Raw genomic sequence first — 26,283 nt, 5'->3', positions numbered from 1 at the left:
GAGACCCCGGCCTCCTTCGAGCCGACCCTCGACTACATCGTCGTCAAGGTGCCGCGCTTCGCCTTCGAGAAGTTCCGCGGCGCCGACCGCACGCTCACCACGCACATGAAGTCCGTGGGCGAGGCGGCGTTGGGTGAGGACGTGGCGGGCCAGGTCGCGGACCCAGTCGCCGTCGGTGCGCAGGCGCAGGTGGCCGGCGCCGGCGCGGCGCAGGCCGGTCCCGATGGCGGCGCGCTGGGCGGCGGCGGCCTCGGCGTAGCGGAGGCGGAGGCGGGCGCTCGCCGTGGAGACCTCGCGCCGCCTGCCGGTCTCGGGGTCGACGAGCGTGAGGATGCCCACGTCCGGCAGCGTCAGCTCGCGCGGATCGAGCACCTCCACCGCGAGAACCTGGTGGCGGGCGGCGAGCCGGCGCAGCGCCGGTTCCCACGCCGGCGGCTCGTCCAGGAAGTCCGACACCACCACGACGAGGCCACGCCGCCGCACCACCTTCCCGAGTTGCTCGATCGCCGCCCCGAGTCTCGGCCCGGCGGTGCCGGGCGGGGTGCGCGGCAGCCCGAACATGGCCTGCAGCACCGCCATCAGGTGCGGCCGCCCGGTCCTGGCGGGCAGCACCCGCACACCGCCGCCGTGCAGCAGGTGCGCGCCCATCCGGTTGCCGGTCCGCTGGGTGAGGAAGCCGACCGCCGCCACGGCGGCCAGCGCCAGCTCCCGCTTCTCCATCCTGGCGGTGCCGAAGTCCATGCTGGCCGTGGCGTCCAGCAGCGTCCAGATCTCCAGCTCGCGGTCGGCGACGAGCTCGCGCACGTGCGGCTCGGCGGTTCGCGCGGTCACGTTCCAGTCCATCCGCCGCACGTCGTCCCCCGGCTGGTACGGCCTGGCCTCGGCGAGTTCGCTGCCCGGCCCGGGGAACAGGCCCAGGTGCTCGCCCTGGAGCAGCCCGTCCAGCCGCCTGGTGATGGTCAGCTCCAGCCTGCGCAGCGCCGGCTCGGCCGTCAGGTAGGAGATCATGCGGCCACGTCCTGCTGCGGGGCGATGACCGGGAGCGGCACCGCCGACAGGACCTGGTCCACGATCGACCTCGGCGACACGTTGTCGGCCAGCGCGTCGAACGACAGCACCAGCCGGTGCGCCATCACGTCCTGGGCCAGGTCCCGGACGTCGTCGGGCAGCACGTACGAGCGGCCGCGCATCAGCGCGAGCGCCCGTCCGGCGGCCAGCAGCCCGAGCGTGGCGCGCGGGCTGGCCCCGAACGCCAGGTGGCGGCCCAGGCCGGGCAGCCCGTAGCGGTCGGGGGCGCGGGTGGCGTAGACGAGGCGGACGGCGTACTCCGCGACGGCGTGGTGCACGAACACCTGGTCGGCCCGGCGCTGCAGCTCGACCAGCCGATCGGGGTCGAGCACCCGCTGCGGGACCGGCGGGTCGACGCTCATCCGGTAGGCGATCGCCAGCTCCTCCGACTCGCTGGGATAGCCCACGTCCACCTTGAGCAGGAAGCGGTCGCGCTGCGCCTCGGGCAGGTGGTAGACGCCTTCGGACTCGATCGGGTTCTGCGTGGCCAGCACCAGGAACGGCGTCGGCACCTGGTGCGTGACGCCGCCGATGCTGACCTGCCGCTCGGCCATGATCTCCAGCAGCGCCGACTGCACCTTCGCGGGCGCCCGGTTGATCTCGTCGGCGAGCAGCAGGTTGGCCATGACCGGGCCGAGCTCGATGTCGAACGTCTCGGTCGACGGCCGGTAGATCCGGGTGCCGACGATGTCGGACGGCACCAGGTCGGGGGTGAACTGGATGCGGGCGAACGTGCCGCCCACCACGGTGGCCATGGTCTCGGCCGCCAGCGTCTTGGCGATGCCCGGCACTCCTTCGAGCAGGCAGTGCCCTCTGGCCAGGACGGCGACCAGCAGCCGCTCGACCATGTGGTCCTGTCCGACGATCACCCGCTTGACCTCGAACAGCGCCCGCTCCAGCAGTTCGGCATCGGTCATGGCTTGACCTCGGGGCAGTCGTCCACGATGAGCCGGAGCTCCAGCGCGGACGGCTCAGGCTCGGCGTACGCGGCGCCGCCCGTCAGGAGCAGCGCACCGCCGGCCAGCAGGAGGGCGGCGAAACGTGTTGTGCGTGGCATGGGTCCCCTGTCCCTTTCATCGGGTTCAGGGTCATGTCATCAAAAGCACGCGAAAACGTGAGTAACTCCGGCCTTTATACGGTTTTTCGGTGCAGTGGGGCGACGGGTCGGGTGCAGCGGGTCAGAGGTCGCGCCGCAGCACCACGAGGGCGACGTCGTCCTCCCGCGTCCCGAAGGCCGCCAGCATCTCGTCGCAGAACGCCTCCAGGTCGTCCCCGACCGTCTCGGCGAGCCGCCTGGCCCGCTCCAGGCTGTCGTCCAGCAACGTGTGCCGGTCCTCCACCAGCCCGTCGGTGAACATCATGATCGTCGCGCCGGGCGGCAGAGTCAGGTGGTCGACCTTGTAGTCCTCCTCCGCCACGCCCAGCATGAGGTTGCCCATGCCGTGGAAGCGCGCGTCCGGCCCGGCCAGCAGCGGCGGGATGTGACCGGCGTTGGCCAGCATGATCTCGCCGGTCGCCGGATTCAGCAGCATCAGGCAGACCGTGGCCGTCATGCTGGGGTGGTAGCGGCGCAGCACCTTGTTGAGCAGGTCCATCGACGCCGCCAGGTCCACCTCGTCCATGACGGAGGCGCGCAGCGCGTGACGCAGTTCGGCCATGATGGTCGCGGCGTGCAGCGAGTGGCCCATCACGTCACCGATCGCCACGAGCATCCGGTCGCCCACCGTCAGCACCTCGTAGAAGTCGCCGCCCACCTCGATCCCGCCGTGGGCGGGCTCGTAGCGCAGCCCCAGCGTCACCCCAGGCACGTCGGGGATGTGCGAGGGCAGCAGGCTGCGCTGCAGGGTGATCGAGATCGCGTGCTCCTCGGTGTAGGCGCGCCGCGCGTCCACGGCCAGGGCCAGCTCCTGGGCGAGCTGGCGCAGCAGGTTGACCTCGTCGGCGTCCAGTTCCGGCTCGGCCTCCACGCCGAGGAAGATCGGCGGTCTGCCCTTCCTGGTCCGGCAGAGCACTCCGGTGACGGGCATGCCGATCTCCGAGTCCGGCACCAGCCGGTGCCACTCGCCGGGCGGCAGGACGATCACCTCGGCGCCCGTCGCCTGGCCGAGACCGATCGCGGCCAGGCGCTCCAGCAGGCTGGGAGGGACACCCTTGCTGATGACGGCCCCGCCCGGGCGCGCCCGGTAGCGGCGCGGGCGTCCGTCGGCGGGCACCGCCAGCGCGCCGGCGAACCGGTCCAGGATCTCGGCCGTGCCCTCCACGGCCACCGACAGCAGCCGCTCGAAGGAGTCGGCGCGGTTGATGAGCAGTGTCGTCTCGGCGAGCTTGGCCAGGCGCGCGGCCATCACCTCGGCCCGCCGCCGCGCCCGCGAGTAGCGCAGCGTGGCCACGACGATCGCGGTGAACTCGTCCGGCTCGATGGGGTCCGGCAGGTACGCGTCCGCGCCCCGCTCCAGCCCCTCGGTCCGATCGGCCACCGTGACGGCGTTGGCCGACACCTGGATGACCGGGATGGAGGCGGTCGCCGGGTCCGCCTTGATCCGCTCGCACACCGCGTACCCGTCGAGGCCGGGCAGGCGTACGTCCAGCACCACCAGGTCCGGGCGCTCGCTGGCGAGCATCAGAAGGGCCTCCTCGCCGGTGCCGGCCTCGACGACCTGGTGGCCGGCACGGCGCAGCCAGCTCGACAGGATGTAGCGCTTGGTCGGCGTGTCCTCCACCACCAGGATCGTCGCGGAAGGCTCAGCCACGGCTCGTCCCCATCGCCTCACGCACGGCGCGCAGCAGGTCCTCCCGGCGCAGCCGGTCCTTAGACAGCACCGGGTGGCCCGCCACCGCCCTGCCCGGCGCGACCGTCACCACGACCACCGCCACTTCCCTCAGCTCCTCGTCCTCCGACATGCGCTGGAGCAGCGCGCTGCCGTCGAGCCGCGGCATCAGCATGTCCAGCACCACGACGTCGGGCCGCCGCTCCTTCATCACCTCCAGCGCCTCCACGCCGTCGCCGGCCTCGTCCAGGTCGACGGCGAAGCCGTGCAGCATCCTGCGGGCGACGGCGCGGAACGCCTCGTCGTCGTCGGCGATCAGCAGCCGCCCGATCTGGGGCGCGAGGCCGTGCCTCGGCAGGCGCACGATCACGGTCGTGCCCTCGCCGCCGCTCGCCAGCTCCAGGCTCCCGTCCAGCGCCTCCACCAGCCTGCGCGCGTACGGCAGGCCGATTCCGGTGCCCCTGGCCTCGGCCTGAAGGGGGCCCGGCACCTGGTAGAACTCCTCGAAGACGTGCCCGAGATGCTCCTGCGGGATGCCGATGCCGGTGTCGCTCACGGTGATGACCACCTCGCCCTCGGCCTCGTCGAGCTCGGCCCGCAGCCGCACCTCGCCGCGCAGGGTGAACTTCAGCGCGTTCGACAGCAGGTTGCGCAGCACGCGGCTGAGCATGACCCCGTCGGTGTAGATCTCGGCCGCCTCGGGGGCCACGGTGGCGTGCAGCTCGACCTCCCCGGTCGGCTGCATCGTCACCCGGAGCTGCTCGGCGAGCCCGGCCACGTCGCATGGGCCGAGCTCCGGCTCCAGCCGCCCGGACTCCGCCTTGGCCATGTCGAGCAGCTCGCCCACCAGCCCCAGCAACGTCTCGGCCGAGCCGCCGATGAGCCGGATCTGGTGCGTCTGCTCCCTGGTGAGCGGCTCGCCGCCCGGCCCCACGAGCAGCCGGACCAGGCCGATGATCGAGTTGAGCGGGGTCCGCAGCTCGTGGCTGAGCGTGGTCCAGAACCGGTTCCTGGCCTCCGCGGCATCGCGTAGCTGGCTGGACTTCTCGTCGAGCTCGGCGTAGAGCGCGACGACGCCGCGGTTGGTCTCCTCAAGCTCGCTGGAGAGCTGGTTGTACAGCGCCAGGACGCCGGTGTTGGTCTCCTGCAGTTCGGTGTTGAGCCTGCGGACGTCCTCCAGTGCCGTGGCCAGTTCCTCGTTCTGTGCCCGCAGCTCCTCCAGGGCGCTGACCGGCGTCAGCCTGGCCAGATCCTCGCGGACCCGGGCGACGGGCGGGCCGGGGAGGTTCGGCGGCAGCCGCTTGGCGATGGTGACCATCCCGCCGGGGTCGGCGCTGACCTCGTCGACCAGGCGGCGCGCGAGCGCCAGGCCCTCGGAGTCGCAGAGCCCGTCGGGGGCGCGCTCGACGGTGATGAGCAGCCGCTCGTTCTCCAGCGAGAAGACGGCGAGGGCGCCGGTGCCGACCATCTCCCGGCCGACCTCGCTGAGCGCGGTCGCCACGCGGACCTGGTCCTGCGTCTCCAGCCCGGCCAGTTGCGCGACCGCTCTGCCGAGGCGGCGCAGGGAGAAGACGTCCTGGTCACCGGTCAGGCGCAGCCGGGCCACCTCGGTCCCGCTCATGGCCGCGGTCTCACGATCACCACGCACGCGTCGTCCCGGCGGCTGCCCGCCTCGCGCAGCAGCCCGGCCGCGACCACGGCCGGGGAGCGGGCGAACAGGCCCGGCACGGCCGCGGCGGACCAGCGCTCGGTCAGGCCGTCGGAGTGCAGGACGACGGTCGCGTGCTCGCCCACCTCGTACTCGTACTGGCGCAGCGTGCCGCCCGCGTGGCCGGCGATCCCCGGCACCGAGATCATGCCCTGGCGCGCGTCGGCGTAGGAGATCCAGCCGGAGATGTTGCCGAGCCCGGCGTAGCTGACGGTGGTGGCGCTGACACGTGCCACCGCCACCGCGCCGCCGCGGGTGGAGCGCAGGCCGCGGTGCACGCGGTCGAGGATCTCCTTGGGCTCGTCGCCGGGTGCGCGCAGGAACAGCGCCACCGCCTCACGGGAGGCCTGCGCGGCGGCCGGGCCGTGGCCCAGCCCGTCGCAGACCAGGACGGTCGTCTCCGGGCCGTTCGTGACGATCGCGTAGGAGTCGCCGGAAACGGGCTCCTCCCCGATGGGGCGCACCAGCCCGGTGGCCGGCGGCGGGGCGGGCAGCTCCGCCGCGCCGAACTGCACGGCCAGCACGGTCCCCCTGCCCGGCAGCGAGTGGACGTCGTAGCGGGAGGCGATGCGGGCGATCGCGCCCAGGCCGATGCCCAGCGTGCCGGACGTGGAGTAGCCGTCACGCAGGGCGCGTGCCACGTCGGGCATGCCCGGCCCGCGGTCCAGGGTGATCAGCTCGACGACGTCCGGGGCGCCGGGGCAGAGCCGGACCAGCGCCATCCCCTGTTCGGCGTGCTTGACCAGGTTGGAGACGGCCTCGGTGACCGCCACGGCGATCTGCGCCGTGCGGTCGGCCCCGAGCCCGGCGGCGAGGGCGAGCTCGGTGGCCGGCCTGCGTACCGCGCCGACCGCGCTGGGGTCCTCGGCCCGTACCCAGGTGTCGTCACCGAGTCGCTTGATCTGGCTCACCTACCTGGCCCACTTCGTCACGGTCACCGTCGTCCCCTTCCCGGGGGCCGAGATCAGATCGAACTCGTCGACCAGGCGCCGGGAACCGCCCAGCCCCAGGCCCAGGCCGCTGCCGGTGGTCCAGCCGTCGGTGAGCGCGAGCGCCAGGTCGGGGATGCCGGGCCCTTCGTCGATGAAGGACAACCTGAGGCCCTTCCGGACGCCGTTCTCGACGATCTCGATGCTCGCCCGGCCTCCACCGGCGTACACGAGCGCGTTGCGGGCGAGTTCGCTGGCCGCCGTGACCACCTTGGTCTGATCGACGAGGGAGAGCCCCACGTCCACGGCCAGGGCCCGGACCTGCCGGCGCACGGCCACCACGTCGGCGTTGCTCGCGATCGGCAGCAGGTGACCGTCACCGCTCATCGCGGGGCGCTCCGGGTGTGGTCCAGCAACGCGACCCCCTTCTCCAGGTTGAGCGCGGTGCGCACACCGCCCAGGGACAGGCCGAGCTCGACGAGCGTGATGGCCACGGCCGGGCGCATGCCGACGACCACGGTCTCCGCGTCGAGCATCCTCGACGTGGCGGCGATGGTGGCCAGCATGCGGCCGATGAAGGAGTCGACGATCTCCACGGCGGTGATGTCGATGATGACGCCGCGCGCGCCGGTGGAGACCACCTTGTCGGCCAGGTCCTCCTGAAGGGCGAGCACGCTCTGGTCCTCCAGGTCGACCTGGATCGAGATGATCAGGATGTCGCCCAGCTTCAGGATGGGGACGCGCTCCATCACACCTCCTCGGTCCGCACCGCGATGCGCGTGCGGCGTGGGGTGCTGATCTCGGCGCCGCTGCGGCTGAGCGCGTACGCGAGAGCGTCGGCGAGCGAGGCCTTGGTGATGATGTCGCCGAACTCGATGCCGAGCGTGACGATGGTGTGCGCGATCTGCGGGCGGATGCCGGAGATGACGCACTCGGCGCCCATCAGCCGGGCGGCGACGACGGTCTTGAGCAGGTGCTGGGCGACCTGGGTGTCGACGGCGGGGACACCGGTGATGTCGATCACGGCGTGCTCGGCGCCGGTCTCCACCAGCGTCTGCAGCAGCTTCTCCATCACGACCTGGGTCCTGGCCGAGTCGAGGGTGCCGATCAGGGGCACCGCGACGATGCCCTCCCACAGCTTGACGACGGGCGTCGACAGCTCCAGGAGCTGTTCCGCCTGATCCAGGATGATCTTCTCCCGGGCGGTCGCGTACACCTCGAAGGTGTAGAGGCCGAGGTCGTCGATCAGCCGCGAGAACCAGATGAAGCCCTTCAGCGCCTCCGCCGAGCCGTCGCTCGCGACCGCCTCGTGGACGGCCTCCTTGAGGCAGAACACCACGCGCGCGGTGTCGGAGGGCGTGTGGCCCTGCCGGGCGCGCTCCCGCGACAGCTCCGCGAGCAGCCCCCGGACGTCGGCCAGGTCGTCACGCTCGTCGCCGAGGGCCAGGCGCAGCGCCCGGTAGAGGTCCCGCAGCTCCTCGGCGGACGTTTTCGCCAGATCGGTCCAGCGCTGCAGGATCCGCTCCTCCTCGGCACGCAGCAGATCGTGTACGCGTCGCCTCGTGGCATCGGCATGAGCGGTCAACGGAGACTCCTGGAGAGGTCGGACATCGGCAGTGCATGCATGCTACAAGCGACACATGAGGGAGTACGCCGTGACATCGATGACATGTTCGGACAGGGACGCGAAAAGGGCCGCACCGAAGTGCGGCCCTTCACACGAAGCGGGACGTGCTAGTCGTTGAGGTGCTGCCTCAGGTAGGAGTCGACCTGGTCGAGGGCGATGCGCTCCTGGCCCATGGAGTCGCGCTCGCGCACGGTGACCGCGTGGTCCTCCAGGGTGTCGAAGTCGATCGTGATGCAGAACGGCGTGCCGATCTCGTCCTGGCGGCGGTAGCGGCGGCCGATGGCGCCCGCGTCGTCGAACTCGACGTTCCACCGGCGGCGGAGCTGGGCGGCCAGGTCACGGGCCTTCGGCGACAGGTCGGCGTTGCGCGACAGCGGCAGCACCGCGGCCTTGACCGGGGCGAGCCGGTGGTCGAGGCGCATCACCGTGCGCTTCTCCATGACGCCCTTGGCGTTGGGCGCCTCGTCCTCGGTGTAGGCGTCGAGCAGGAACGTCAGCGTGGCCCGGTCGACGCCGGCGGCCGGCTCGATGACGTACGGGACGTAACGCTCGCCGGTGTCCTGCTCGAAGAAGCTGAGGTCGACGCCGGACGCCTTGGAATGGGCGGTCAGGTCGAAGTCGGTGCGGTTGGCGATGCCTTCGAGCTCACCCCACTCCGAGCCGGTGAAGTTGAAGCGGTATTCGACGTCGACGGTCCGCTTGGCGTAGTGGGACAGCTTCTCCTTGGGGTGCTCGTAGAGCCGGAGGTTGTCCTTGTTGATGCCCAGGTCGGAGTACCAGCGGAAGCGCTCGTCGATCCAGTATTGGTGCCATTCCTCGTCGGTGCCGGGCTTGACGAAGAACTCCATCTCCATCTGCTCGAACTCACGCGTGCGGAAGATGAAGTTGCCCGGCGTGATCTCGTTGCGGAACGACTTGCCGATCTGGCCGATGCCGAACGGGACCTTGCGGCGGGCCGACTGCTGCACGTTCTGGTAGTTGATGAAGATGCCCTGGGCGGTCTCGGGCCGCAGGTAGGCCAGGCCCGACTCGTCCTCGACCGGGCCGAGGAAGGTCTTGAGCAGGCCGCTGAACTGCCGGGGCGCGGTGAAGGAGCCCTTGTTGCCGCAGTTGGGGCAGGTGATGTCGGCCAGGCCGCCGGCGGGCTCCTTGCCGTTCTTCTCCTCGTACGCCTCGAGCAGGTGATCGGCGCGGAAGCGCTTGTGGCAGGACTGGCATTCGGTCAGCGGGTCGGTGAAGGTCTCGACGTGGCCGCTGGCCTGCCACACCTCGGGGGCGAGGATGACGCAGGAGTCGAGGCCTACGACGTCGTCGCGGGCCTGGACCATCGACAGCCACCACTGCCGCTTGACGTTGTTCTTCAGCTCGACGCCCAGTGGACCGTAGTCCCATGACGCGCGCAGTCCGCCGTAGATCTCGCTCGACGGGTAGACGAGCCCGCGGCGCTTGGCGAGGCTGACGATGGTGTCCATGACGTCGGTGCGTCGTGCCATGTTGGTCGGTTCTCTTTCCGGCTGGAGGTCGGCGAGGGATTCTCAGTGAGGTCCCAGCTTAGGGGACACCGGCCCGGCCTCGCGCGCGAGTGACGTTACGCACCGTCGAGGAGGTAGACGTCCTCGAAAGCACTGGGTTCGTTGACCATGAGGGTCATGAGGGGATACATCGCCATCCGGGCGGCGGACAGCGCCCGGCGGTAGAACCCGGCGCCCTCCCACTCGCTGACCACGGCCCACAGATTGGGCTCGTCGACCGATCGGGCCAGCCGGCCGCGCAGGTAGCCGGGCTGTTCGGCGAGCAGGTCGAGGATGGCGTGGCCCTGCTTGGCGAAGTCTTGGGACTGGGACTCTGGAACGGTGTAGCGGATCACGGCGAGCACGTTCCCCAGGATGTCAGACAGCGCGGAGCCGCCGGGCCGATTCGCCCGGCGCTAGGCTCTGGCCGTGGGCACAGACGACGACCGCCGCAGACACCCGCTCGCCCAGCCGCGTCCCGGGGCCAAGCGCCCGCTGCCGCCCGGCGAGCAGTTCTTCACACCGGGCGCGACGGGCCTGCGCAAGTCGGTGGAGGAGCGCAGCGCGACGCCGATGGCGTTCCTGTTCACGCAGGTGCCCCGGTGGGTGACGCCCACGGTGATGGTGATCCTGCTGCTGGCCGGGTTCGCGGTCACCAACTGGCTGGGGGGCGTGGCGGTGCTGCCGGTCCTCGCCTTCGTCTGCTGGCTGGCCTACCTGTCGTGGCCGTCCCTGAAAGTGGGCGGGAAGCTGCTGCGGGTGACGATGCTGACGTTCCTGGTGCTGCTGGCCGCGACCCGGTTCGGGGCCTTCTGACCGTCCGTTCCGAGAGAGTCGGACCCAGCGGGATCAAACTTGTCAGACGAGTGAGGCATTTATACGATGACTGATGCATCGATCGTCTCTTGCTAGGAATCGCCGATGGCCGCCGACCGCATCCGTCATGTCACGCTCTCCTCCGTACGGCTTCCGCTGGACGTCCCCATCAGCGACGCCAAGGTGCTCACGGGCCGGCAGAAGCCGATGACCGAAATCTTCTTCCTGTTCGCGGAGATCGCCACCGCCGACGGGCACCGGGGCACCGGCTTCGGCTACTCCAAGCGGGCGGGCGGGCCGGCGCAGTACGCGCACGCCAAGGAGGTCGCGGAGGGGCTGCTCGGCGAGGACCCCTCCGACATCGGCCGGGTCTACGAGAAGCTGCTGTGGGCCGGCGCGTCGGTGGGCCGCTCCGGCGTAGCCACGCAGGCGCTGGCCGCGATCGACGTGGCCCTGTGGGACCTCAAGGCCCGGCGGGCCGGGCTGCCGCTGGCCAAGCTCCTCGGCTCCTACCGCGACTCCGTGCGCGCCTACAACACCTCCGGCGGCTTCCTGCACGCGCCGATCGAGGAGGTCAAGGAGCGGGCGAGCCAGTCCCTGGCGGCGGGCATCGGCGGGATCAAGATCAAGGTGGGCCAGCCGGACACGAAGGAGGACCTGCGGCGGCTGGCCGCGGTGCGCGAGCACCTCGGCGACGGCGTGCCGCTGATGGTGGACGCCAACCAGCAGTGGGACCGGGCCACCGCGCTGCGCTTCGGCCGCGCGGTCGAGGAGTTCGGGCTGGTGTGGATCGAGGAGCCGCTGGACGCCTACGACGCCGAGGGGCACGCCCGGCTCGCCGACGCCCTCGACACCCCGATCGCCACGGGCGAGATGCTCTCCAGCGTCCCCGAGCACGTCCGCCTCATCGAAGCGCGCGCCGCCGACGTCATCCAGCCCGACGCCCCCCGCGTCGGCGGGATCACCCCGTTCCTGCGCCTGGCCGCGCTCGCCGACCACGCGGGCCTCGAACTCGCGCCGCACTTCGCCATGGAGATCCACCTCCATCTGGCCGCCGCCTATCCGCGCGAGCCGTGGGTCGAGCACTTCGAATGGCTCAACCCGCTGTTCGAGGAGCGCCTGGAGACCCGCGACGGCCGCATGATCGTCCCGGACCGGCCGGGGCTCGGCTTCACGCTCAGCGAGCAGTGCCGCAAGTGGACGGTCGACAGCGTCGAGTTCACCGGCGGGGCGTGAGCGTGCCCCTCGATCGCAACACCGGCCGGGGGCTCGCCTACGAGCTCGTCGAGCGGCTGAAGGCGCGCATCCTCGCCGGGGAGATCCGGCCCGGCGAGAAGCTGCCCACGGAGTCCTCCCTGATCGAGGAGTTCGGCGTGAGCCGCACCGTGGTCCGCGAGGCCGTCTCGCAACTGCAGGCGGCGGGCCTGGTCGAGACGTTCCAGGGACGGGGCTCGTTCGTGCTGGCCGTGCCCGCCTCCACGGCCTTCACCGTGGAGGCCACCCAGATCAGGACCCACCGCGACGTCCTCGACATGCTCGACTTCCGGATAGGCGTGGAGTCCGAGGCGGCCGGCCTGGCCGCGGAGCGCCGTACCGAGCTGCAGCTCAAGGCCGTCGAGCGGGCCCTGGTCGACCTCACGTCCCCCGGCGGGCAGCCGGGCAACGCCGTCGAGGCCGACTTCCGGTTCCATCTCAAGGTCGCGCTGGCGTCGGGCAACCGGTTCTACTCCGACCTGCTCGCCTCCTTCGGCCCCATGATGATCATGTTGCCGCGCACGCGGCTGGAGCACACGTACACCGTCTCCGACGCCACCCATCTCACCCGGGTGACGCTGGAGCACGAGAACGTCTACCGGGCGATCGCCGACCGCGACGGGGCCGCGGCGCGCGCGGCGATGCGGCTGCACCTGGCCAACTCGCGCGCCCGGCTGCAAGCGCCCTGACCGGCACCCCGGCCTGCGGCCCGGCTCACGCCTTGACGGTCAGGACGGGCACGGCGGCCTCCATGAGGATGCGCTGCGCCTGACTGCCCAGGACGAACTTGCCCACCAGCGACCGGTGCCGCAGCCCGATCACGATCAGGCCGGCGCCGGTCTCCTCGATCAGCGCCTCGAACGTCTCGTACAGGTCGTCGTCGTGGAGCGGCCGGCGCAGTTCGGCGTCCACGCCGGCGGCCCGGGCGCGGTCGAGCAGCGCGGCGCCCGCGGCGTCGTCGACCCTGCGCTGGTCCACCGGAGCGCCCCGGCGCGGCGAGTTCACGATGATCACCCGCTCGCCGCGCAGCGCGCCCTCGCGCAGCCCGGCCTCCACGGCGGCCTCGCCCTCGGGTGTCGGAAGGTAACCGACGAGGATCGTCATGAGGTCTTCTCCTCGGCTGGGGCCTTGCGGATCGCCTTGCGCCGCCAGGCCGTGCGGATCAGTGGCAGCACCGCGACGAGCGCCACCAGGGCGAAGATGGTGCCCGAGATCGGGCGGGTCAGGAAGCCGGTCGGATCGCCGCCGAAGATGAGCAGCGCCTGGCGGGCGGAGCTCTCGATCATGGTGCCCAGGACGAACGCGAGCAGCAGGGGCCCGGGTTCGAAGCCGAACTTCTTCATCAGGTAGCCGAGCAGGCCGAAGCCGATCACCAGGAAGACGTCGTAGACCTGGTTCCTGACGGTGTATGCCCCGAGCAGGGTGATGAGCACCGTGATCGGCGCCAGGATCGCGGCACGTACGCGGAGGATCTTCACGAAGACGCCGACCATCGGGATGCTCATGACGAGCAGCAGGATGTTGCCGATGTACATCGAGTTGATGACGCCCCAGAACACGTCGGGATGCTGGGTGACGAGTTGCGGGCCCGGCTGGATGCCCTGGATGAGGAGCGCGCCGAAGATCAGCGCCATGGTGGCGTTGGCCGGGATGCCCAGCGTCAGCAGCGGGATGAACGACGAGGTCGCGGCCGCGTTGTTGGCGGTCTCCGGTGCGGCGACGCCCTCCACGGCACCCCTGCCGAAGCGCTCGGGCTGCTTGGCGCGCCGCTTCTCGAAGGCGTAGGCGGCCAGGGACGACAGCGTCGCCCCGCCGCCGGGCAGCACGCCCAGCACGAACCCGATCAGCGAACCGCGCCCGATCGCGCCCTTGGCCTCGCCCAGTTCCTTGCGGGAGGGCCAGACGTTGCCGATCTTGGCGGGTGAGGCGACCTTGTTGTGCCGCTCCTCCAGGTTGTAGAGGATCTCGCTGAGGCCGAACAGGCCCATGGCGATCGGGATGAAGTCCAGGCCCTCGGCCAGGTTGAGACTGCCGAAGGTGAACCTCTCGGCGCCCGTGAACGTGTCGCGGCCCACGGTCGCCAGGAGCAGCCCCACGCAGGCCGCGACGACGGCCTTGAGCTTGTTGCCGTTGCCCACCGAGGAGATCAGCAGCACGCCCAGGATGCCCAGCGCCGCGTACTCCGGCGGGCCGAAGTCGAGCGCGAACCCGGCCACGATCGGCGCCACCAGCGACAGGCCGACGATGGAGACCGTGCCGCCGACGAAGGAGCCGACGGCCGCGATGCCCAGCGCGGTGCCCGCCCTGCCCTGCTTGGCCAGGGCGAAGCCGTCGAACACGGTCACCACCGAGGACGCCTCGCCGGGCAGGCGGAGCAGGACGGAGGTGATGGTGCCGCCGTACTGCGCGCCGTAGAAGATGCCCGCCAGCATGATGATCGCCGAGACCGGTTCGATGCCGTACGTGATCGGCAGCAGGATGGCGATCGTCGCGCCGGGGCCGAGGCCGGGCAGCACGCCGATGAGCATGCCGATGAGGACGCCGACGAGGCAGTACAGGAGGTTCGCCGGCTCCAGGACGACGCTGAAGCCGTTGAGGATCGGGGTGAGGTCCATGTCGCTTTCTCAGATGAGGCGGGGCAGCGGGATCTGCAGCAGCACCACGAAGAGCAGGTAGAACGCGGCGACGGTGCAGACGCTGACCACGATGGATGACCGCCACGACTCCTTGCCCAGCCAGCGAAGCCAGACGAACATCAGCAGCAGCGAGGGGATCTCGAACCCGATCAGCGGGAGCAGCACGGCGAGCAGCACGAGCGTGACCAGACCGCCGGCGGTGAGCAGGCTGGACCGGGAGAAGCGCTCGGCGTCCTCCAGGCTCCGGCCGGTGACCGCCAGCGTCACCGACAGCACCACGATGACCACGCTGATGGCGAACGGCCACAGCCCGGGGCCGGGCTGGGTCAGCTCGCCCAGCCCGAGCGCGTACGAGCCGGCCGCGCCGGCGACGCCGACGGCCAGCGCCACCAGGGCAGCCGCCAGCTGTGAGATCGGGCCCGCGTGCGGGGGCCGGGTCTCGTCGAGCTCGGCCTGCAGCCGATCGGCCTGGGAGGCCGGGTCGGACGCGTCCGATACGGACATGCTCACTCCTCGGGGAGGGGACGTGCGTGTCAGCCGGTCAGGCTAATGCCGAACTCGTCCAGCTTCGCCGCGAAGTTCGTGCCGTCGGACTTCAGCGCGCTGAGCACCTCCTCGGGGGAGACCTCCATCGGAGTGAGCGAGTTGTCCTCGTTGAACTTCTTGTACTCGGGCGTCGCGAACGTCTTCTTGGCCGCTTCCAGCAGCCGGGCCTTGACGTCCTCGGGGGTGCCCTTGGGGGCGGTCAGGAACCGGTACTGCGTCACCTGGACGTCGAAGCCCTGCTCCTTGGCCGTCGGCGTGTCGGGCAGGAAGGGGATGCGCTCGGCGGAGAAGACAGCGAGCGGGACGAGCTTGCCGGCCTTGATGTTCTCGATGGCCTCGCCGACCTGCATGGTGGAGACGTCCACCTGGTTGCCGAGCAGCGCGGTCAGGTTGGGGGCGCCGCCGTCGAAGGGCACGGCCGTCGCCTTGACCCCGGCGGCCTCGAACGTCAGCGCGGAGGCGAGCTGCGCGCCGGTGCCGACGCCGGTCGTGCCGTAGCGGATCGGCTTGCCCGCGTCCTTCAGGTCCTTGACGCTCTTGTAGCCGGAGGCGGTGCTGGTGGCCATGACGTAGTCGTCGCGCGAGACGCCGGTGATCACGTCGAACGAGTCGATCTTCGTGGCCTCGGCGGCGGACACCGTCAGCGGGGTGATCGTGAAGAGCGAGGCGTTCTGCACGGCGATCTTGTAGCCGTCGGGCTTGGCGGCCTGGAGTTCCTTGGCGGCGAGCGCGCCGTTGGCGCCCGGCTTGTTGACCACGGGGGCCGAGACGCCGAGCTCCTTGGCCATGCCCTGGGCCAGGGCCCGGCTGATGAGGTCCGACGAGCCGCCGGCGGAGGCTCCGACGCTGAACTCGATGTTGCCCGTCGGGTACGTCCCTCCGTCGCTGCCGGAGGAGGTCGTCTTGACGCCGCCGCACGCGGTGAGCGCGATCGCGGCGGCGGCGCCGAGGACGCCTGTGAGGATGCGATGGGAGGCTGTCCGATATGTCGGCATTGGCTTCTCCTTCGTGCAGGGGGACGCGCGCTGTGCAGCGATAGGGGCGATTGCGGGTTCCGCAACTTTCGGTCTCGTAGTCTCCGGAGACTAAGGACCAGCTTCGATGCCTGTCCAGGCTCTTTTCGGTATCAAGTGATACTCTCTGCGCATCATGCTAACGCTTGATCAAATCAGGGCATTCGTGGCGGTCGCCGAGGAGCTGCACTTCGGCCGCGCCGCCGAGCGGCTGCGCATGACGCAGCCCCCGCTGAGCCGTCACATCCAGAAGCTCGAACGCACGATCGGCGTGACCCTCTTCGAACGCGACAACCGGCGGGTGATCCTCACCAACGCGGGACGCGCCTTCCTGGAGGACGCCCGGCACATGCTCACGCTCGCCGAGACCTCCGGCGACCGGGCCCGCCGGATCGCCGGCGGCGCCGCCGGCACCGTGCGGCTCGGGTTCACCGCGGTCTCGGCCATCAGCCTGCTCGGCACCCTGCTGCGCCGCCTGGCCGAGGAACTGCCCGAGATCGACGTCCTGCTGCACGAGCGCGTGACGGCGGGCCAGGTCAGCGGCATCGCGCGCGGCGAACTCGACCTGGGCCTGGCGCGCCCGACCTCCGACATCGCCACGCTCGACTCGCGCGTCGTCTTCCGCGAGCCGCTGTGCGCGGTCGTCCCCGCCGGGCACCACCTCGCCGGCGCCGACCGGCCGCTGGTCCCGGACGACTTCGCCGGCCTCTCGATGATCAGCTACAACCCCGTGCAGTCGCGCTACTTCCACGAGCTCACCGTCCGCTTCCTGACCAACGTGCACGCCAGGATCGAGCAGCACGTGCACCAGGTGCTCACGGCGGTGCTGCTCGTGGCGGCCGGCCGAGGGGTGGCGCTCGCCCCCGCCAGCGTGCGCTCGCTCGGCGTCGAGGGCGTCGTCGTCCGCGACCTGGCCTTCGGCGGCAGCCACCCGCTCGACGACGGCGCCGGCACCGGGCGGCCCGTCGAGCTGCACGTCATCTGGGACCGCGGCTCGACCAACCCGGCGCTCTCGCGTGTGCTCGACCTGCTTCCCAGCCCCGAGGCGCCATGATGCCCTGAAGGTATCGCCGGATACGGAATCGCACTTGGACAGGAATCGTCCCACCTCCCTAGCCTGGCGGCACAGATACCCACGTCATGAATGTCGAGGTGCCCCCGCATGCCCGGACTTTCGCCGCAGGAGCTCGCCACCCAGCTCAAGAGCGGGCTGCTGTCGTTCCCCGTCACGCATTTCACCGACGACCTCCAGTTCGACGAGGCGGGCTACCGCGACCACCTGGCCTGGCTGAGCCAGTACCCGGTGGCCGGACTGTTCGCCGGGGGCGGCACGGGTGAAGGCTTCTCGCTGACCGGTGAGGAGATCGACCGGGTGGTGCGCGTGGCGGTCGACCAGATCGGCGGCCGGATGCCGGTGATCGCGCCCGCCACCGGGGGGACCGCGAACGCGATCGCCCAGGCGCGGGCCGCCGAGGCCGCGGGCGCCGACGGCGTGCTCCTCCTGCCGCCCTACCTGACCGAGGCGGGCCAGGACGGCCTGGTCGAGCACGTATCGGCGGTCTGCCGCAGCACCGGGCTCGGCGTCATCGTCTACAGCCGCGCCAACGCCGTGCTCCACGACCGCGCCGTGCGGACCCTGGTCGACCGCAACGAGACGCTCGTCGGGTTCAAGGACGGCGTCGGCAGCATCGAGAGCCTGACCCGCATCTACGCCACCGTCGGCGACCGCCTGGCCTACATCGGCGGCCTGCCCACGGCCGAGACGTTCGCCCTGCCGCTGCTGCAGCTCGGCATGAGCACCTACTCCTCGGCGATCTTCAACTTCGTCCCGCAGTTCGCGCTCGACTTCTACGCCGACGTCCGGGCCAGGAACCACGAGGAGGTCTACCGCCGGCTGCGCGAGTTCGTGATCCCCTACCTGGACATCCGGGACCGCACGAAGGGATACGCCGTGTCGATCATCAAGGCCGGGCTGGCCGCCGTCGGCCGCCCCGCCGGGCCCGTCCGCCCGCCGCTGCAGAACCTGACCCAGGCGGAGCAGGCCGAGCTGGCCGCGCTCATCAAGAGGATCAGCTGAGCCATGTCCCCCACCGTCCAGCACGTCGAGGTCGTCCCCGTCGCCGGCCACGACAGCATGCTGCTCAACCTCAGCGGCGCGCACGCCCCCTTCTTCACCCGCAACGTCGTCATCGTCACCGACTCCGACGGCCGCACCGGCCTCGGCGAGGTGCCGGGCGGCGAGGCCATCCGCCGCACGATCGAGGAGGCCGGCGCGCTGATGACGGGCCGGCCGGTGGCCCGTTACCGCAGCCTGCTGCGTGAGGTCGCGGCCCGGTTCGCCGAGCGCGACGCCGGCGGGCGCGGCGCCCAGACCTTCGACCTCCGCACCACCGTGCACGCGGTGACCGGTCTGGAGTCCGGCCTGCTCGACCTGCACGGCCAGTATCTCGGCCTGCCCGTCGCGGACCTGCTCGGCGAGGGCCGGCAGCGCGACCGGGTGCCCATGCTCGGCTACCTGTTCTACGTCGGCGATCCGGGCAGGACCGATCTGCCCTACCTGGTCGGCGACGGGGACGGGGACCGCTGGTCCCGGCTGCGCCGCCAGGAGGCCCTCACCCCGGACGCGATCGTCGCGCTGGCCGAGGCCGCCCGTGATCGCTACGGCTTCACCGACTTCAAGCTCAAGGGCGGGGTGCTGGCCGGGGAGGAGGAGGTCGAGGCGGTCAGGGCGCTGGCCCGCCGGTTCCCCGACGCCCGCATCACCCTCGACCCCAACGGCGGCTGGCCGCTGGCCGACGCCGTACGGCTGTGCCGCGGCCTCGGCGGCGTCCTGGCCTACGCCGAGGACCCGTGCGGAGCGGAGGGCCGCTTCTCCGGGCGCGAGACGATGGCCGAGTTCCGGCGAGCCACGGGCCTGCCCACCGCCACCAACATGATCGCCACGGACTGGCGGGAGATGGCCCATGCCGTCCGCGCCTCGGCCGTCGACATCCCGCTCGCCGACCCGCACTTCTGGACCATGGCCGGCTCCGTCCGCGTCGCCCAGCTCTGCCACGACTTCGGGCTGACCTGGGGGTCGCACTCCAACAACCACTTCGACATCTCCCTGGCCATGTTCACGCACGTGGGAGCCGCCGCCCCGGGTGAGATCACCGCGCTGGACACGCACTGGATCTGGCAGGACGGCCAGGCGCTCACCACCGAGCCGCCGCGGATCGCCGACGGCGGCGTCGACGTGCCGACCGGCCCGGGGCTCGGGGTCGAACTCGACCGCGACGCCCTGGCCAGGGCCCACGAGCTGTACCTGGAGCACGGCCTCGGAGCCCGCGACGACTCCGTGGCCATGCGCTACCTGGTGCCGGAGTGGACCTTCGACCCCAAGCGGCCCTGCCTGGTCCGCTGACCCCCGTCAGGGCCGCCACGGGCCGCCGGGCCGGCGGCCCTGTCAGGGCAGCAGCGTGTAGTGCGGGAAGTTGCCGGGCAGGCGCTCGCCCTCGGGGCCCTGGGTGGCGGCCCTGACGAGCAGTTCGCCGCCGACGAAGGCGCCGCGCCAGGAGGCGCCGAGCCCGCCGAACAGCTCCTCCCGGTCACCCCGGGAGCGTGGCCGGTTGTGGCCGACCTTGAAGGCCCGCACGTCGAGGGCGAGCCGGCGGTAGGTGTCCTCCTCGTCGCAGGAGAGGGTCGCGACCAGGGCGCCGTTGCTGGCGTTCATCGCGGCCAGCAGTTCGGCCTCGGTGTCCACCAGCGCGATCGTGTCGACGGGCCCGAACGGCTCGGCGTGGAAGAGGGGCGAGGAGCGCGGCGGGCTGAGCAACGCCACGGGCGCAAAATAAGCCGAAATATCCTGCCCCGGCAGGAAATGTCCGGCATCGAGCGACGCCCGGTGCACCGGCACCCCGCCCCGCGCCACCGCCTCGTCCACCTGGTCGGCCAGCTCCTTGGCCTTCGAGGCGTTGATCAGCGGCCCGAAGTCCAGCTCGGGCAGCGGGTCGCCGGGCTCGGCCACGGCCAGCGGATGCCCGAACCGCAGTGACCCCACCGCCGACAGGTACGCCCCCAGGAACTCGTGGAACAGCGACCGCTGCACCACGAACCTCGGATAGGCGGTGCACCGCTGCTTGCCGTAGTCGAACGACGCCCGGATCTGCCGCGTGAGCACGTCCCAGTCCGAGTACTCCCACACGCCCCAGCAGTTGAGCCCCTCCTGCTCCAGCACGTGCCGCCGTTCCAGATCGGCCAGCGAGGTCGCCACGCTGGCGCCCGCGTCCCGGCCGCCGACGAACGACACGCAGCCGAGCGAGCGCCCCGCCACCAGCACCGGCGACAGCTCCGCCCCTCCCCCGCTGACCAGCGTGAAGGGCAGGCCTTCCCGTACGGCCAGCGCGCAGGCGAGGGTGAGGCAGCACAGCCCGCCGTCGGTGGGCGTCTTGGCGATCACCGCGTTGCCGGCCAGCGCCTGCACGAGCATGGCGTGCATGAGCACGCTCATCGGGTAGTTCCAGCTCGCGATGTTGCTCACCGGGCCGGGCAGCGGCGTCCGCCCGGCGACCATGCGGTCGATCTCCTCCAGATACCAGCGCACCCCGTCCAGGCAGCGGTCGACGTCGGCGCGCGCGGTCTTCCACGGCTTGCCGATCTCCCACACGAGCAGCAGGGCCAGCAGGTCGCGGTGCTCGGCCATGGCGTCCACCGCCGCCTCGACCCGGGCCTTGCGCTCGGCGAGCGGCAGGTGCCGCCACTGCCGGTGCTCCTCGACGGCCCCTGCCACGGCCCGGCCCGCGCCGGCCCGGTCCAGCCGGGGCGGCCCGGCGATGGCGGTGCCGTCCAGCGGCGAGAAGACCGGCGCCGGCCGCCCGTCCCGCTGCCAGAACCCGCCCCAGTGGTTGAGCACCCGGTCGTCGTGGAACGCCTCGGGCGCCACCGCGCGGCTGCGGTCGTAGGTGTCCTGCCAGGCCGTACCCGGTTTGAGCAGCATGGCGCCTCCTCAGTCGGACCAGTCGACGGCGATGAGCTCGGGCAGCGGCTCGAACTCCTTGATCTCCTTCAGCGACGGCCCCATGGCGGCGTTGGCCTCGCGTTCGACCATCACCTCCACGAGCACCGGGAGCCGTTCGCGCGCGGCCTCGGCGGTCGCCCAGGACAGCGCGTCGCGGATGTCGCCGGGCACCTCCACCCTGCGGGCCGGGCAGCCGAACGACTCCATGGCCTTGACATGGTCGATGCCGCCCTCCCCGTAGTGCAGGTCCACGGCGAAGTTCATGTCGTACGGGATCTCCGCCTGCCTGATGAGGCCCAGATACTCGTTGTTGACCATGACGATGACGAACGGGATGCGGTACTGGGCGGCGACCGCGACCTCCTCCATGAGGAACTGGAAGGAGTAGTCGCCGACCACCACCACGACCTGCCGCTCGGGGTGGGCGCACTTGACGCCCATCGCGGCCGGCACCTCCCAGCCCAGCGGCCCGGCCTGGCCGCAGACCAGGTAGCGGCGCGGCAGGTAGGTCGTCTGGAACTGGCCGGACCAGATCTGGTAGAGCCCGATGGCGGTGACGAACGTGGTGTCCCTGCCGTAGAACTCGTTGAGCTCCTTGAACACCCTGGGCGGCTTGATCGGCACGTCGTCGAAGTCGTCGCGGCGGGCCATGGTGCCGCGCAGCTCGCCGACCCGGCGCGGCCACGCCCCGGGCTGACGGGCTTCGCCCCGGGCGCGCGCCTCGCCGAGCAGCGCCGACAGCGCCGGTCTGGCGTGCGCGACCAGGCCGAGGTCGGGCTCGAAGACCCGGCCGAGCTGGGTGGGCTCGATGTCCACATGGATGAACGTGCGTTTGCCCCGGTAGACGTCCAGGTCGCCGGTGTGCCGGTCGCCGAACCGCGCCCCGACGGCCAGCACGAGGTCGCTCTCCAGGAACGCCGCGTTGCCCCACCGGGTCTGCGTCTGGATGCCGGCCATCCCGGCGAACAGCGGATGGTCCTCCGGGAAGGCGCCCTTGCCCATGAGCGTGACCTGCACCGGCACCTGCAGGTGCTCGGCCAGCGCGAGCAGCTCCTCGGTGGCGTCGGCGATGATCACGCCGCCGCCGGCCAGGATGAGCGGCCGCCCGGCCTCCCCGATCAGGTCCACCGCGCGGCGTACGGCCTGGGGTAACGGCGTGGGCACCTCGACGGGCAGCGGCGCGTCCACCGTCCTGTCGTACAGGCAGGTGCCGCGCTGCACGTCGATCGGCAGGTCGATGAGCACCGGGCCGGGCCGCCCGGAACGGGCGATCCGGAACGCCTCCCGGAACACCCACGGCGCCTGCGCGGGCTCCTTGAGCTGCACCGCCCACTTGGTGACGGGCCGGGCGATCTCCACGATGTCGACCGCCTGGAACGCCTCCTGGTGCAGCTTCGAGGTGGCGGCCTGCCCGGTGATGCAGATCATCGGGATCGAGTCGGCCATCGCCGTGTAGAGCCCGGTGATCATGTTGGTGCCGGCCGGGCCGGACGTGCCGATGCAGACGCCGACGTTCCCGGTGACCCTGGCCCACCCGTCGGCGGCGTGCGTGCCGCCTTCCTCGTGGCGGACCGTGATGTGCCGGATCGAGCTGTGCTGGAGCGCCGCGTACAGGGGCAGGATGGCCGCGCCCGGGATGCCGAAGACGGTGTCGACCCCCTCCGACTCCAGCACCGCGACCACGGCCTCCATGCAGGGGACTCGTGTCATGAATTAAGCCTTTCGATCACCTTGAGCAGCGCGGAGTGGTCGAGCGAGCCGTGGCCCTGCGCCCTGGCCGCCGCGACGAGCTGGGCGACCTGGCCGGTGAGCGGCAGGCTGACCCCGGCCTCGCGGGCGGCGGCGACCGCGATGCCCATGTCCTTGTGGTGCAGGTCGATGCGGAATCCGGGGGCGAACTCCCGTTTGATCATGGTGTGCCGTTTGAGGTCGAGGATGCGCGAGCCGGCCAGGCCGCCGGCGAGCACGTCCAGCCCGGCCGCCGGGTCCACGCCGGACGCCTCCAGCAGCACGATGGCCTCGGCCACCAGGCCGTAGATGCCGCCGACGACGAGCTGGTTGGCCGCCTTGACGGTCTGGCCCGCGCCTGCCGGGCCGACGTGCACGATGGTGGTGCCGAGCGCGCCGAGCACCGGCCGGGCCGCCTCCACGTCCTCGGCGGCGCCGCCGACCATGATGGACAGCGTGCCGTCGACGGCGCCCCGCTCGCCGCCGCTGACCGGGGCGTCCAGCGCCCGGATGCCCCGGGCCCGGGCCAGGCCGGCGACCCAGCGCGAGGTCTCGGGGCGGATGGTGCTCATGTCGAGGTAGAGCAGGCCCTGCCGGCCGTGCTCGACGACGTCCGGCGCCACCTGCTCGACCTGCGGCGAGTCGGGCAGCATGGTGATCACCACGTCCGCGCCGGTCACCGCCTCGGCGACGCTGGAGGCGCCCTTGCCGCCCCGCGCGACCAGCTCGTCCACGCGCGCGGCGCTCACGTCGAAACCGGTCACGGCATGCCCGGCGGCGACCAGGTTGGCGGCCATCGGGCTGCCCATGATCCCCAAGCCGACGAACGCGATCGTCATCCCTGCCTCCAAGCGAACGCTCCCGGCCCCTCGTGCCGGTACTCCAGGCCGACGTGCCCCCGGTATCCCGCGGCCTCCAGCCGCGTGAGGATCTCCGGGTACGGCATCCGCCCGCTGCCGGGCTGTCCCCGGCCGGGGTCGTCGGCGATCTGCACGTGGCCGAACCTCGCCGCGTGCCCGTCGATGAGCGCGAGCACGTCCTCGCCCATCCGGTGCAGGTGGTAGAGGTCGGCCAGGAAGGCCACGTTCTCGCGGCCCACGTCGTCGATCAGGCCGAAGGCCGCCGCGGACGACGTGATCGGATAGTGCGGGTTCTCGTGGGAGTTGAGGGCTTCGACCACCACGGTCGCGCCGATCCCGGCCGCCGCGTCGGCCGCCCTCCTCAGGTTCTCGACCGCCAGGTCGCGATCCGTCCCCGGCCCGTTGCCGTACAGGGCGTTGAGCACCCCGCACCCGAGCTCGCCCGCGAGCGCGACGGCGACGTCGATGTTGGCCCGGAACCGCTCGGAGCCGGCCGGCCGGGCCAGCAGGCCGCGTTCGCCGCCGGCCATGTCGCCGGCGTCGAAGTTGAGGCCGGCGAGCCGCACCCCGGCGTTCTCGACGGCGTCGCGCAGCGCCGCCAGGTCGGCGGGGTCCGGCTCGGGCGTGGCGAACGGCCACCACAGCTCGACCGCGTCGAACCCGGCCTTGGCCGCGGCCGCCGGACGCTCCAGCAGCGGCAGGTCCGTCAGCAGGATGGACAGGTTGACGGCGAACCTCATGCCGCCGCCCTGCCGAGTGCCGACCGCATGAGCCTGGCCGTCTCCGACGGGGTCCGCCCGACCCGTACGCCGACCGCCTCCAGGGCCTCCTTCTTGGCCTGGGCGGTGCCCGACGAGCCGGACACGATCGCGCCCGCGTGCCCCATCGTCTTGCCCTCCGGCGCGGTGAACCCGGCCACGTAGGCGACGACGGGCTTGGTGACGTTCGCGGCGATGTACGCGGCCGCCCGCTCCTCGGCGTCGCCGCCGATCTCGCCGATCATCACGATCGCGTCGGTGCCCGGGTCGTCCTGGAACGCCCGCAGGCAGTCGATGTGCGTGGTGCCGATGACCGGGTCGCCGCCGATCCCCACGGCGGTCGAGAATCCCAGGTCGCGCAGCTCGTACATGAGCTGGTAGGTGAGCGTGCCGGACTTGGAGACCAGCCCGATCCGCCCCGAGGAGGTGATGTCGGCGGGGATGATCCCGGCGGAGGACTGGCCGGGGCTGATCAGGCCGGGGCAGTTCGGCCCGATGATCCTGGTCTGCCCGGCCGCCGCCGCCGCGCGCAGCCGGATCGCGTCGTGCACCGGCACGCCCTCGGTGATGACCACGCACAGCGGCACCGCCGCCGACACCGCCTCCTGAACGGCGGAGAGGGTGAAGCGCGGCGGCACGAACACCACCGACACGTCCGCGCCGGTCTGCGCCATGGCCTCGGCCACCGAGCCGAACACCGGCACCGCGCGCTCGCCGAAGTCCACCGAGCGGCCGCCCTTGCCCGGCGTCACCCCCGCCACCACCTCGGTCCCCGCCGCGAGCATGCGGGCCGTGTGCCTGCTGCCCTCCGCGCCCGTCATGCCCTGGACCAGCACCCGGCTGTCCTTGGTCAGGAAGATCGCCATCACGCACCTGCCGCGAGTCTGGCCGCCATCTCGGCGGCGCCGTCCATGGTGGAGACCTGGCGGACCACCGGGTGCCGGGCGTCGCTCAGGATGCGCCGGCCCACCTCGGCGTTGTTGCCGTCCAGGCGTACGACGATGGGCCGGCTGTGGCCGCGTTCGCCGAGCAGTCCGAGTGCGGTCACGATGCCGTTGGCCACCGCGTCGCAGGCGGTGATGCCGCCGAAGACGTTGACCAGCACCGACTTGACGTCCGGGTCGGCCAGGATGATCTCCAGGCCGTCGGCCATGACCTGGGCGGACGCGCCGCCGCCGATGTCCAGGAAGTTCGCCGGGTCGGCCCCGGCCCCGGCGACCACGTCGAGCGTGCTCATCACCAGCCCGGCGCCGTTGCCGATCACGCCGACGCTGCCGTCCAGCTTGACGTAGTTGAGGCCCTTGGCCCTGGCCCGGTCCTCCAGGCTGCCGGTGCGCTCCTCGCCGGGCCGCTCGTGGCGGAAGCCGGCGTTGTCGTCCAGTGTGACCTTGCCGTCGAGGGCCATGATCCGCTGGTCGGTGGTGCAGATCAGCGGGTTCACCTCGACGAGCAGGGCGTCCTCGGCGGCCATCAACTTCCACAGCCGTTCCAGCACCTCGGCGGCGGCCTCGGGCAGCCCCGCCTTCTCCGTCAGCAGCCGCGCCGTGCCGGCGTCCACGCCCGCGACCGGGTCGATCGGCAGCCGCACGATGGCCCCGGGGTCCGTCGCGGCCAGTTCCTCGATCTCCATGCCGCCCTGGCTGGACACCATGGCCAGGAAGCCGCCCTCGGCCCGGTCGACCAGGAAGGCCGCGTAATACTCCTCGAAGGGCACGGTCGCGGTCTCCACCAGCACGCGGTTCGCGATGTGTCCCTTGATGTCCATGCCGATGACGTGGGCGGCCTCCTGTTCGGCCGCGGCCGGGCCCGCCGCCGCCCTGATCCCGCCCGCCTTGCCCCGGCCACCGGTCTTCACCTGGGCCTTGATGACGACGGGGGCGCCCAGCTCGGCCGCGATCTCGCGGGCCTGCTCAGGAGTTTCCGCGACCCTGCCCTGCGGGACCGGGATCCCGTGGCGCCCGAAGAGCTCCTTCGCCTGGTACTCGTACAGGTCCATTCGAGCCTCCTTTGTAGACGGTATACCGTATGGAATATCCTTCGTCTAGGTCTCGACAGGGGCTCGGTT

The 26,283-nt window shown here is 71.6% G+C and carries 27 protein-coding genes; 6 read left to right on the top strand and 21 right to left on the bottom strand.

Annotation, left to right across the window (positions count from 1 at the left end):
• The 11 genes from ADY59_RS12045 to ADY59_RS12000 all read right to left on the bottom strand — a co-directional run.
• On the bottom strand, nucleotides 1-1,008 hold a 1,008-nt coding region (locus ADY59_RS12045; RefSeq protein WP_063780635.1), incomplete at its 3' end, for a DUF58 domain-containing protein.
• The gene (locus ADY59_RS12040) at nucleotides 1,005-1,985 is read right to left on the bottom strand and encodes an AAA family ATPase (RefSeq protein WP_049561507.1); all 981 of its coding nucleotides are present in this window, start codon (nucleotides 1,983-1,985) and stop codon (nucleotides 1,005-1,007) included. The genes ADY59_RS12045 and ADY59_RS12040, both read right to left, overlap by 4 nt.
• A complete protein-coding gene (locus ADY59_RS49820) occupies nucleotides 1,982-2,125 on the bottom strand; it encodes a hypothetical protein (RefSeq protein WP_156325434.1) in 144 nt (47 codons plus the stop codon). Before ADY59_RS49820 ends, ADY59_RS12040 begins: the two co-directional genes overlap by 4 nt.
• 121 nt (nucleotides 2,126-2,246) lie before the next feature.
• On the bottom strand, nucleotides 2,247-3,818 hold the full coding sequence (locus tag ADY59_RS12035; RefSeq protein ID WP_049561506.1) for a fused response regulator/phosphatase: 1,572 nt from the start codon (nucleotides 3,816-3,818) through the stop codon (nucleotides 2,247-2,249).
• Nucleotides 3,811-5,457 carry an ATP-binding protein gene (locus tag ADY59_RS12030; RefSeq protein WP_049561503.1) on the bottom strand — a complete coding sequence of 549 codons (1,647 nt, stop codon included), beginning with the start codon at nucleotides 5,455-5,457 and terminating at the stop codon, nucleotides 3,811-3,813. Before ADY59_RS12030 ends, ADY59_RS12035 begins: the two co-directional genes overlap by 8 nt.
• Nucleotides 5,454-6,455: an ATP-binding SpoIIE family protein phosphatase gene (locus tag ADY59_RS12025; RefSeq protein ID WP_053174677.1), complete on the bottom strand. Its 1,002-nt coding sequence runs from the start codon at nucleotides 6,453-6,455 to the stop codon at nucleotides 5,454-5,456. Before ADY59_RS12025 ends, ADY59_RS12030 begins: the two co-directional genes overlap by 4 nt.
• Nucleotides 6,456-6,860: an anti-sigma regulatory factor gene (locus ADY59_RS12020; protein WP_049561500.1), complete on the bottom strand. Its 405-nt coding sequence runs from the start codon at nucleotides 6,858-6,860 to the stop codon at nucleotides 6,456-6,458.
• Entirely contained in the window at nucleotides 6,857-7,222 is a 366-nt protein-coding gene (locus ADY59_RS12015) for an STAS domain-containing protein (RefSeq protein ID WP_197093561.1), read from the bottom strand. The genes ADY59_RS12020 and ADY59_RS12015 overlap by 4 nt, the downstream gene beginning before the upstream one ends.
• The gene (locus tag ADY59_RS12010) at nucleotides 7,222-8,058 is read right to left on the bottom strand and encodes an STAS domain-containing protein (protein WP_049561496.1); all 837 of its coding nucleotides are present in this window, start codon (nucleotides 8,056-8,058) and stop codon (nucleotides 7,222-7,224) included. The genes ADY59_RS12015 and ADY59_RS12010 overlap by 1 nt, the downstream gene beginning before the upstream one ends.
• A gap of 149 nt (nucleotides 8,059-8,207) precedes the next feature.
• Nucleotides 8,208-9,593 (bottom strand): glycine--tRNA ligase, encoded by a 1,386-nt coding sequence (locus tag ADY59_RS12005; protein WP_197093560.1) that lies wholly within the window; start codon nucleotides 9,591-9,593, stop codon nucleotides 8,208-8,210.
• 95 nt (nucleotides 9,594-9,688) lie between these two features.
• Entirely contained in the window at nucleotides 9,689-9,976 is a 288-nt protein-coding gene (locus ADY59_RS12000) for an antibiotic biosynthesis monooxygenase family protein (protein ID WP_049561491.1), read from the bottom strand.
• A gap of 64 nt (nucleotides 9,977-10,040) precedes the next feature.
• Between ADY59_RS12000 and ADY59_RS11995 the strand changes: the two genes are divergently transcribed.
• From ADY59_RS11995 to ADY59_RS11985, 3 genes are all read left to right on the top strand, one after another.
• The gene (locus ADY59_RS11995) at nucleotides 10,041-10,427 is read left to right on the top strand and encodes a DUF6703 family protein (RefSeq protein WP_049561489.1); all 387 of its coding nucleotides are present in this window, start codon (nucleotides 10,041-10,043) and stop codon (nucleotides 10,425-10,427) included.
• A gap of 105 nt (nucleotides 10,428-10,532) precedes the next feature.
• A complete protein-coding gene (locus ADY59_RS11990; RefSeq protein WP_049561486.1) occupies nucleotides 10,533-11,663 on the top strand; it encodes an L-talarate/galactarate dehydratase in 1,131 nt (376 codons plus the stop codon).
• On the top strand, nucleotides 11,660-12,370 hold the full coding sequence (locus ADY59_RS11985; RefSeq protein ID WP_049561483.1) for a FadR/GntR family transcriptional regulator: 711 nt from the start codon (nucleotides 11,660-11,662) through the stop codon (nucleotides 12,368-12,370). Before ADY59_RS11990 ends, ADY59_RS11985 begins: the two co-directional genes overlap by 4 nt.
• Nucleotides 12,371-12,395: 25 nt before the next feature.
• On the opposite strand, the gene ADY59_RS11980 is transcribed toward ADY59_RS11985, so the two are convergent.
• From ADY59_RS11980 to ADY59_RS11965, 4 genes are read right to left on the bottom strand one after another with little or no spacing between them, the layout of a single operon-like run.
• Nucleotides 12,396-12,785 carry a universal stress protein gene (locus ADY59_RS11980; protein ID WP_049561480.1) on the bottom strand — a complete coding sequence of 130 codons (390 nt, stop codon included), beginning with the start codon at nucleotides 12,783-12,785 and terminating at the stop codon, nucleotides 12,396-12,398.
• Entirely contained in the window at nucleotides 12,782-14,296 is a 1,515-nt protein-coding gene (locus tag ADY59_RS11975) for a tripartite tricarboxylate transporter permease (RefSeq protein WP_049561478.1), read from the bottom strand. Before ADY59_RS11975 ends, ADY59_RS11980 begins: the two co-directional genes overlap by 4 nt.
• A gap of 9 nt (nucleotides 14,297-14,305) precedes the next feature.
• Nucleotides 14,306-14,821: a tripartite tricarboxylate transporter TctB family protein gene (locus ADY59_RS11970; protein WP_049561475.1), complete on the bottom strand. Its 516-nt coding sequence runs from the start codon at nucleotides 14,819-14,821 to the stop codon at nucleotides 14,306-14,308.
• A 29-nt stretch (nucleotides 14,822-14,850) separates the two neighbouring features.
• Nucleotides 14,851-15,858 (bottom strand): tripartite tricarboxylate transporter substrate binding protein, encoded by a 1,008-nt coding sequence (locus ADY59_RS11965; protein ID WP_049561473.1) that lies wholly within the window; start codon nucleotides 15,856-15,858, stop codon nucleotides 14,851-14,853.
• Nucleotides 15,859-16,012: 154 nt separating this feature from the next.
• Here ADY59_RS11965 and ADY59_RS11960 point away from each other — a divergent pair, with 154 nt between their 5' ends.
• The 3 genes from ADY59_RS11960 to ADY59_RS11950 all read left to right on the top strand — a co-directional run bounded on the left by ADY59_RS11960 (nucleotide 16,013) and on the right by ADY59_RS11950 (nucleotide 19,279).
• Nucleotides 16,013-16,930 (top strand): LysR family transcriptional regulator, encoded by a 918-nt coding sequence (locus ADY59_RS11960; protein ID WP_049561470.1) that lies wholly within the window; start codon nucleotides 16,013-16,015, stop codon nucleotides 16,928-16,930.
• 108 nt (nucleotides 16,931-17,038) lie between these two features.
• On the top strand, nucleotides 17,039-17,953 hold the full coding sequence (gene kdgD / locus ADY59_RS11955; protein WP_049561467.1) for a 5-dehydro-4-deoxyglucarate dehydratase: 915 nt from the start codon (nucleotides 17,039-17,041) through the stop codon (nucleotides 17,951-17,953).
• A gap of 3 nt (nucleotides 17,954-17,956) precedes the next feature.
• On the top strand, nucleotides 17,957-19,279 hold the full coding sequence (locus tag ADY59_RS11950) for an enolase C-terminal domain-like protein (protein WP_049561464.1): 1,323 nt from the start codon (nucleotides 17,957-17,959) through the stop codon (nucleotides 19,277-19,279).
• A 42-nt stretch (nucleotides 19,280-19,321) separates the two neighbouring features.
• Here ADY59_RS11950 and ADY59_RS11945 read toward each other — a convergent pair whose 3' ends face one another.
• Genes ADY59_RS11945 through sucC form a run of 6 tightly spaced genes read right to left on the bottom strand, consistent with a single transcriptional unit; the run spans nucleotide 19,322 to nucleotide 26,214 of the window.
• Complete coding sequence (locus ADY59_RS11945; protein ID WP_049561462.1) at nucleotides 19,322-20,851, bottom strand: aldehyde dehydrogenase family protein; 1,530 nt, start codon at nucleotides 20,849-20,851, stop codon at nucleotides 19,322-19,324.
• A 9-nt stretch (nucleotides 20,852-20,860) separates the two neighbouring features.
• Complete coding sequence (gcl, locus tag ADY59_RS11940; protein ID WP_082310040.1) at nucleotides 20,861-22,582, bottom strand: glyoxylate carboligase; 1,722 nt, start codon at nucleotides 22,580-22,582, stop codon at nucleotides 20,861-20,863.
• Nucleotides 22,579-23,439 carry a 2-hydroxy-3-oxopropionate reductase gene (locus ADY59_RS11935; RefSeq protein WP_049561457.1) on the bottom strand — a complete coding sequence of 287 codons (861 nt, stop codon included), beginning with the start codon at nucleotides 23,437-23,439 and terminating at the stop codon, nucleotides 22,579-22,581. Before ADY59_RS11935 ends, gcl begins: the two co-directional genes overlap by 4 nt.
• A complete protein-coding gene (locus ADY59_RS11930; RefSeq protein ID WP_049561454.1) occupies nucleotides 23,436-24,200 on the bottom strand; it encodes a hydroxypyruvate isomerase family protein in 765 nt (254 codons plus the stop codon). Before ADY59_RS11930 ends, ADY59_RS11935 begins: the two co-directional genes overlap by 4 nt.
• Nucleotides 24,197-25,084 (bottom strand): succinate--CoA ligase subunit alpha, encoded by an 888-nt coding sequence (sucD, locus tag ADY59_RS11925; RefSeq protein WP_049561452.1) that lies wholly within the window; start codon nucleotides 25,082-25,084, stop codon nucleotides 24,197-24,199. The genes ADY59_RS11930 and sucD overlap by 4 nt, the downstream gene beginning before the upstream one ends.
• The gene (gene sucC / locus ADY59_RS11920; protein ID WP_049561449.1) at nucleotides 25,084-26,214 is read right to left on the bottom strand and encodes an ADP-forming succinate--CoA ligase subunit beta; all 1,131 of its coding nucleotides are present in this window, start codon (nucleotides 26,212-26,214) and stop codon (nucleotides 25,084-25,086) included. Before sucC ends, sucD begins: the two co-directional genes overlap by 1 nt.
• Nucleotides 26,215-26,283: the final 69 nt, after the last annotated feature.

Source organism: Nonomuraea sp. SBT364, from assembly GCF_001083785.1.
GTDB lineage: Bacteria > Actinomycetota > Actinomycetes > Streptosporangiales > Streptosporangiaceae > Nonomuraea.
Note: the sequence above shows the minus strand (reverse complement) of the source record. Positions and strands in the feature narration are given on the sequence as shown.

Coding starts and splice junctions, on each gene's coding strand:
- ADY59_RS11990 (WP_049561486.1), top strand. CDS start 10,533: ATGGCCGCCGACCGCATCCGTCATGTCACGCTCTCCTCCGTACGGCTT.
- ADY59_RS12005 (WP_197093560.1), bottom strand. CDS start 9,593: ATGGCACGACGCACCGACGTCATGGACACCATCGTCAGCCTCGCCAAG.
- ADY59_RS11980 (WP_049561480.1), bottom strand. CDS start 12,785: ATGACGATCCTCGTCGGTTACCTTCCGACACCCGAGGGCGAGGCCGCC.
- ADY59_RS11960 (WP_049561470.1), top strand. CDS start 16,013: ATGCTAACGCTTGATCAAATCAGGGCATTCGTGGCGGTCGCCGAGGAG.
- ADY59_RS12015 (WP_197093561.1), bottom strand. CDS start 7,222: ATGGAGCGCGTCCCCATCCTGAAGCTGGGCGACATCCTGATCATCTCG.
- ADY59_RS12030 (WP_049561503.1), bottom strand. CDS start 5,457: ATGAGCGGGACCGAGGTGGCCCGGCTGCGCCTGACCGGTGACCAGGAC.
- ADY59_RS11935 (WP_049561457.1), bottom strand. CDS start 23,439: ATGACGATCGCGTTCGTCGGCTTGGGGATCATGGGCAGCCCGATGGCC.
- gcl (WP_082310040.1), bottom strand. CDS start 22,582: ATGACACGAGTCCCCTGCATGGAGGCCGTGGTCGCGGTGCTGGAGTCG.
- ADY59_RS11930 (WP_049561454.1), bottom strand. CDS start 24,200: ATGAGGTTCGCCGTCAACCTGTCCATCCTGCTGACGGACCTGCCGCTG.
- ADY59_RS11945 (WP_049561462.1), bottom strand. CDS start 20,851: ATGCTGCTCAAACCGGGTACGGCCTGGCAGGACACCTACGACCGCAGC.
- ADY59_RS11975 (WP_049561478.1), bottom strand. CDS start 14,296: ATGGACCTCACCCCGATCCTCAACGGCTTCAGCGTCGTCCTGGAGCCG.
- kdgD (WP_049561467.1), top strand. CDS start 17,039: ATGCCCGGACTTTCGCCGCAGGAGCTCGCCACCCAGCTCAAGAGCGGG.
- ADY59_RS11950 (WP_049561464.1), top strand. CDS start 17,957: ATGTCCCCCACCGTCCAGCACGTCGAGGTCGTCCCCGTCGCCGGCCAC.
- ADY59_RS11970 (WP_049561475.1), bottom strand. CDS start 14,821: ATGTCCGTATCGGACGCGTCCGACCCGGCCTCCCAGGCCGATCGGCTG.
- ADY59_RS12020 (WP_049561500.1), bottom strand. CDS start 6,860: ATGAGCGGTGACGGTCACCTGCTGCCGATCGCGAGCAACGCCGACGTG.
- ADY59_RS11965 (WP_049561473.1), bottom strand. CDS start 15,858: ATGCCGACATATCGGACAGCCTCCCATCGCATCCTCACAGGCGTCCTC.
- ADY59_RS12040 (WP_049561507.1), bottom strand. CDS start 1,985: ATGACCGATGCCGAACTGCTGGAGCGGGCGCTGTTCGAGGTCAAGCGG.
- sucD (WP_049561452.1), bottom strand. CDS start 25,084: ATGGCGATCTTCCTGACCAAGGACAGCCGGGTGCTGGTCCAGGGCATG.
- ADY59_RS49820 (WP_156325434.1), bottom strand. CDS start 2,125: ATGCCACGCACAACACGTTTCGCCGCCCTCCTGCTGGCCGGCGGTGCG.
- sucC (WP_049561449.1), bottom strand. CDS start 26,214: ATGGACCTGTACGAGTACCAGGCGAAGGAGCTCTTCGGGCGCCACGGG.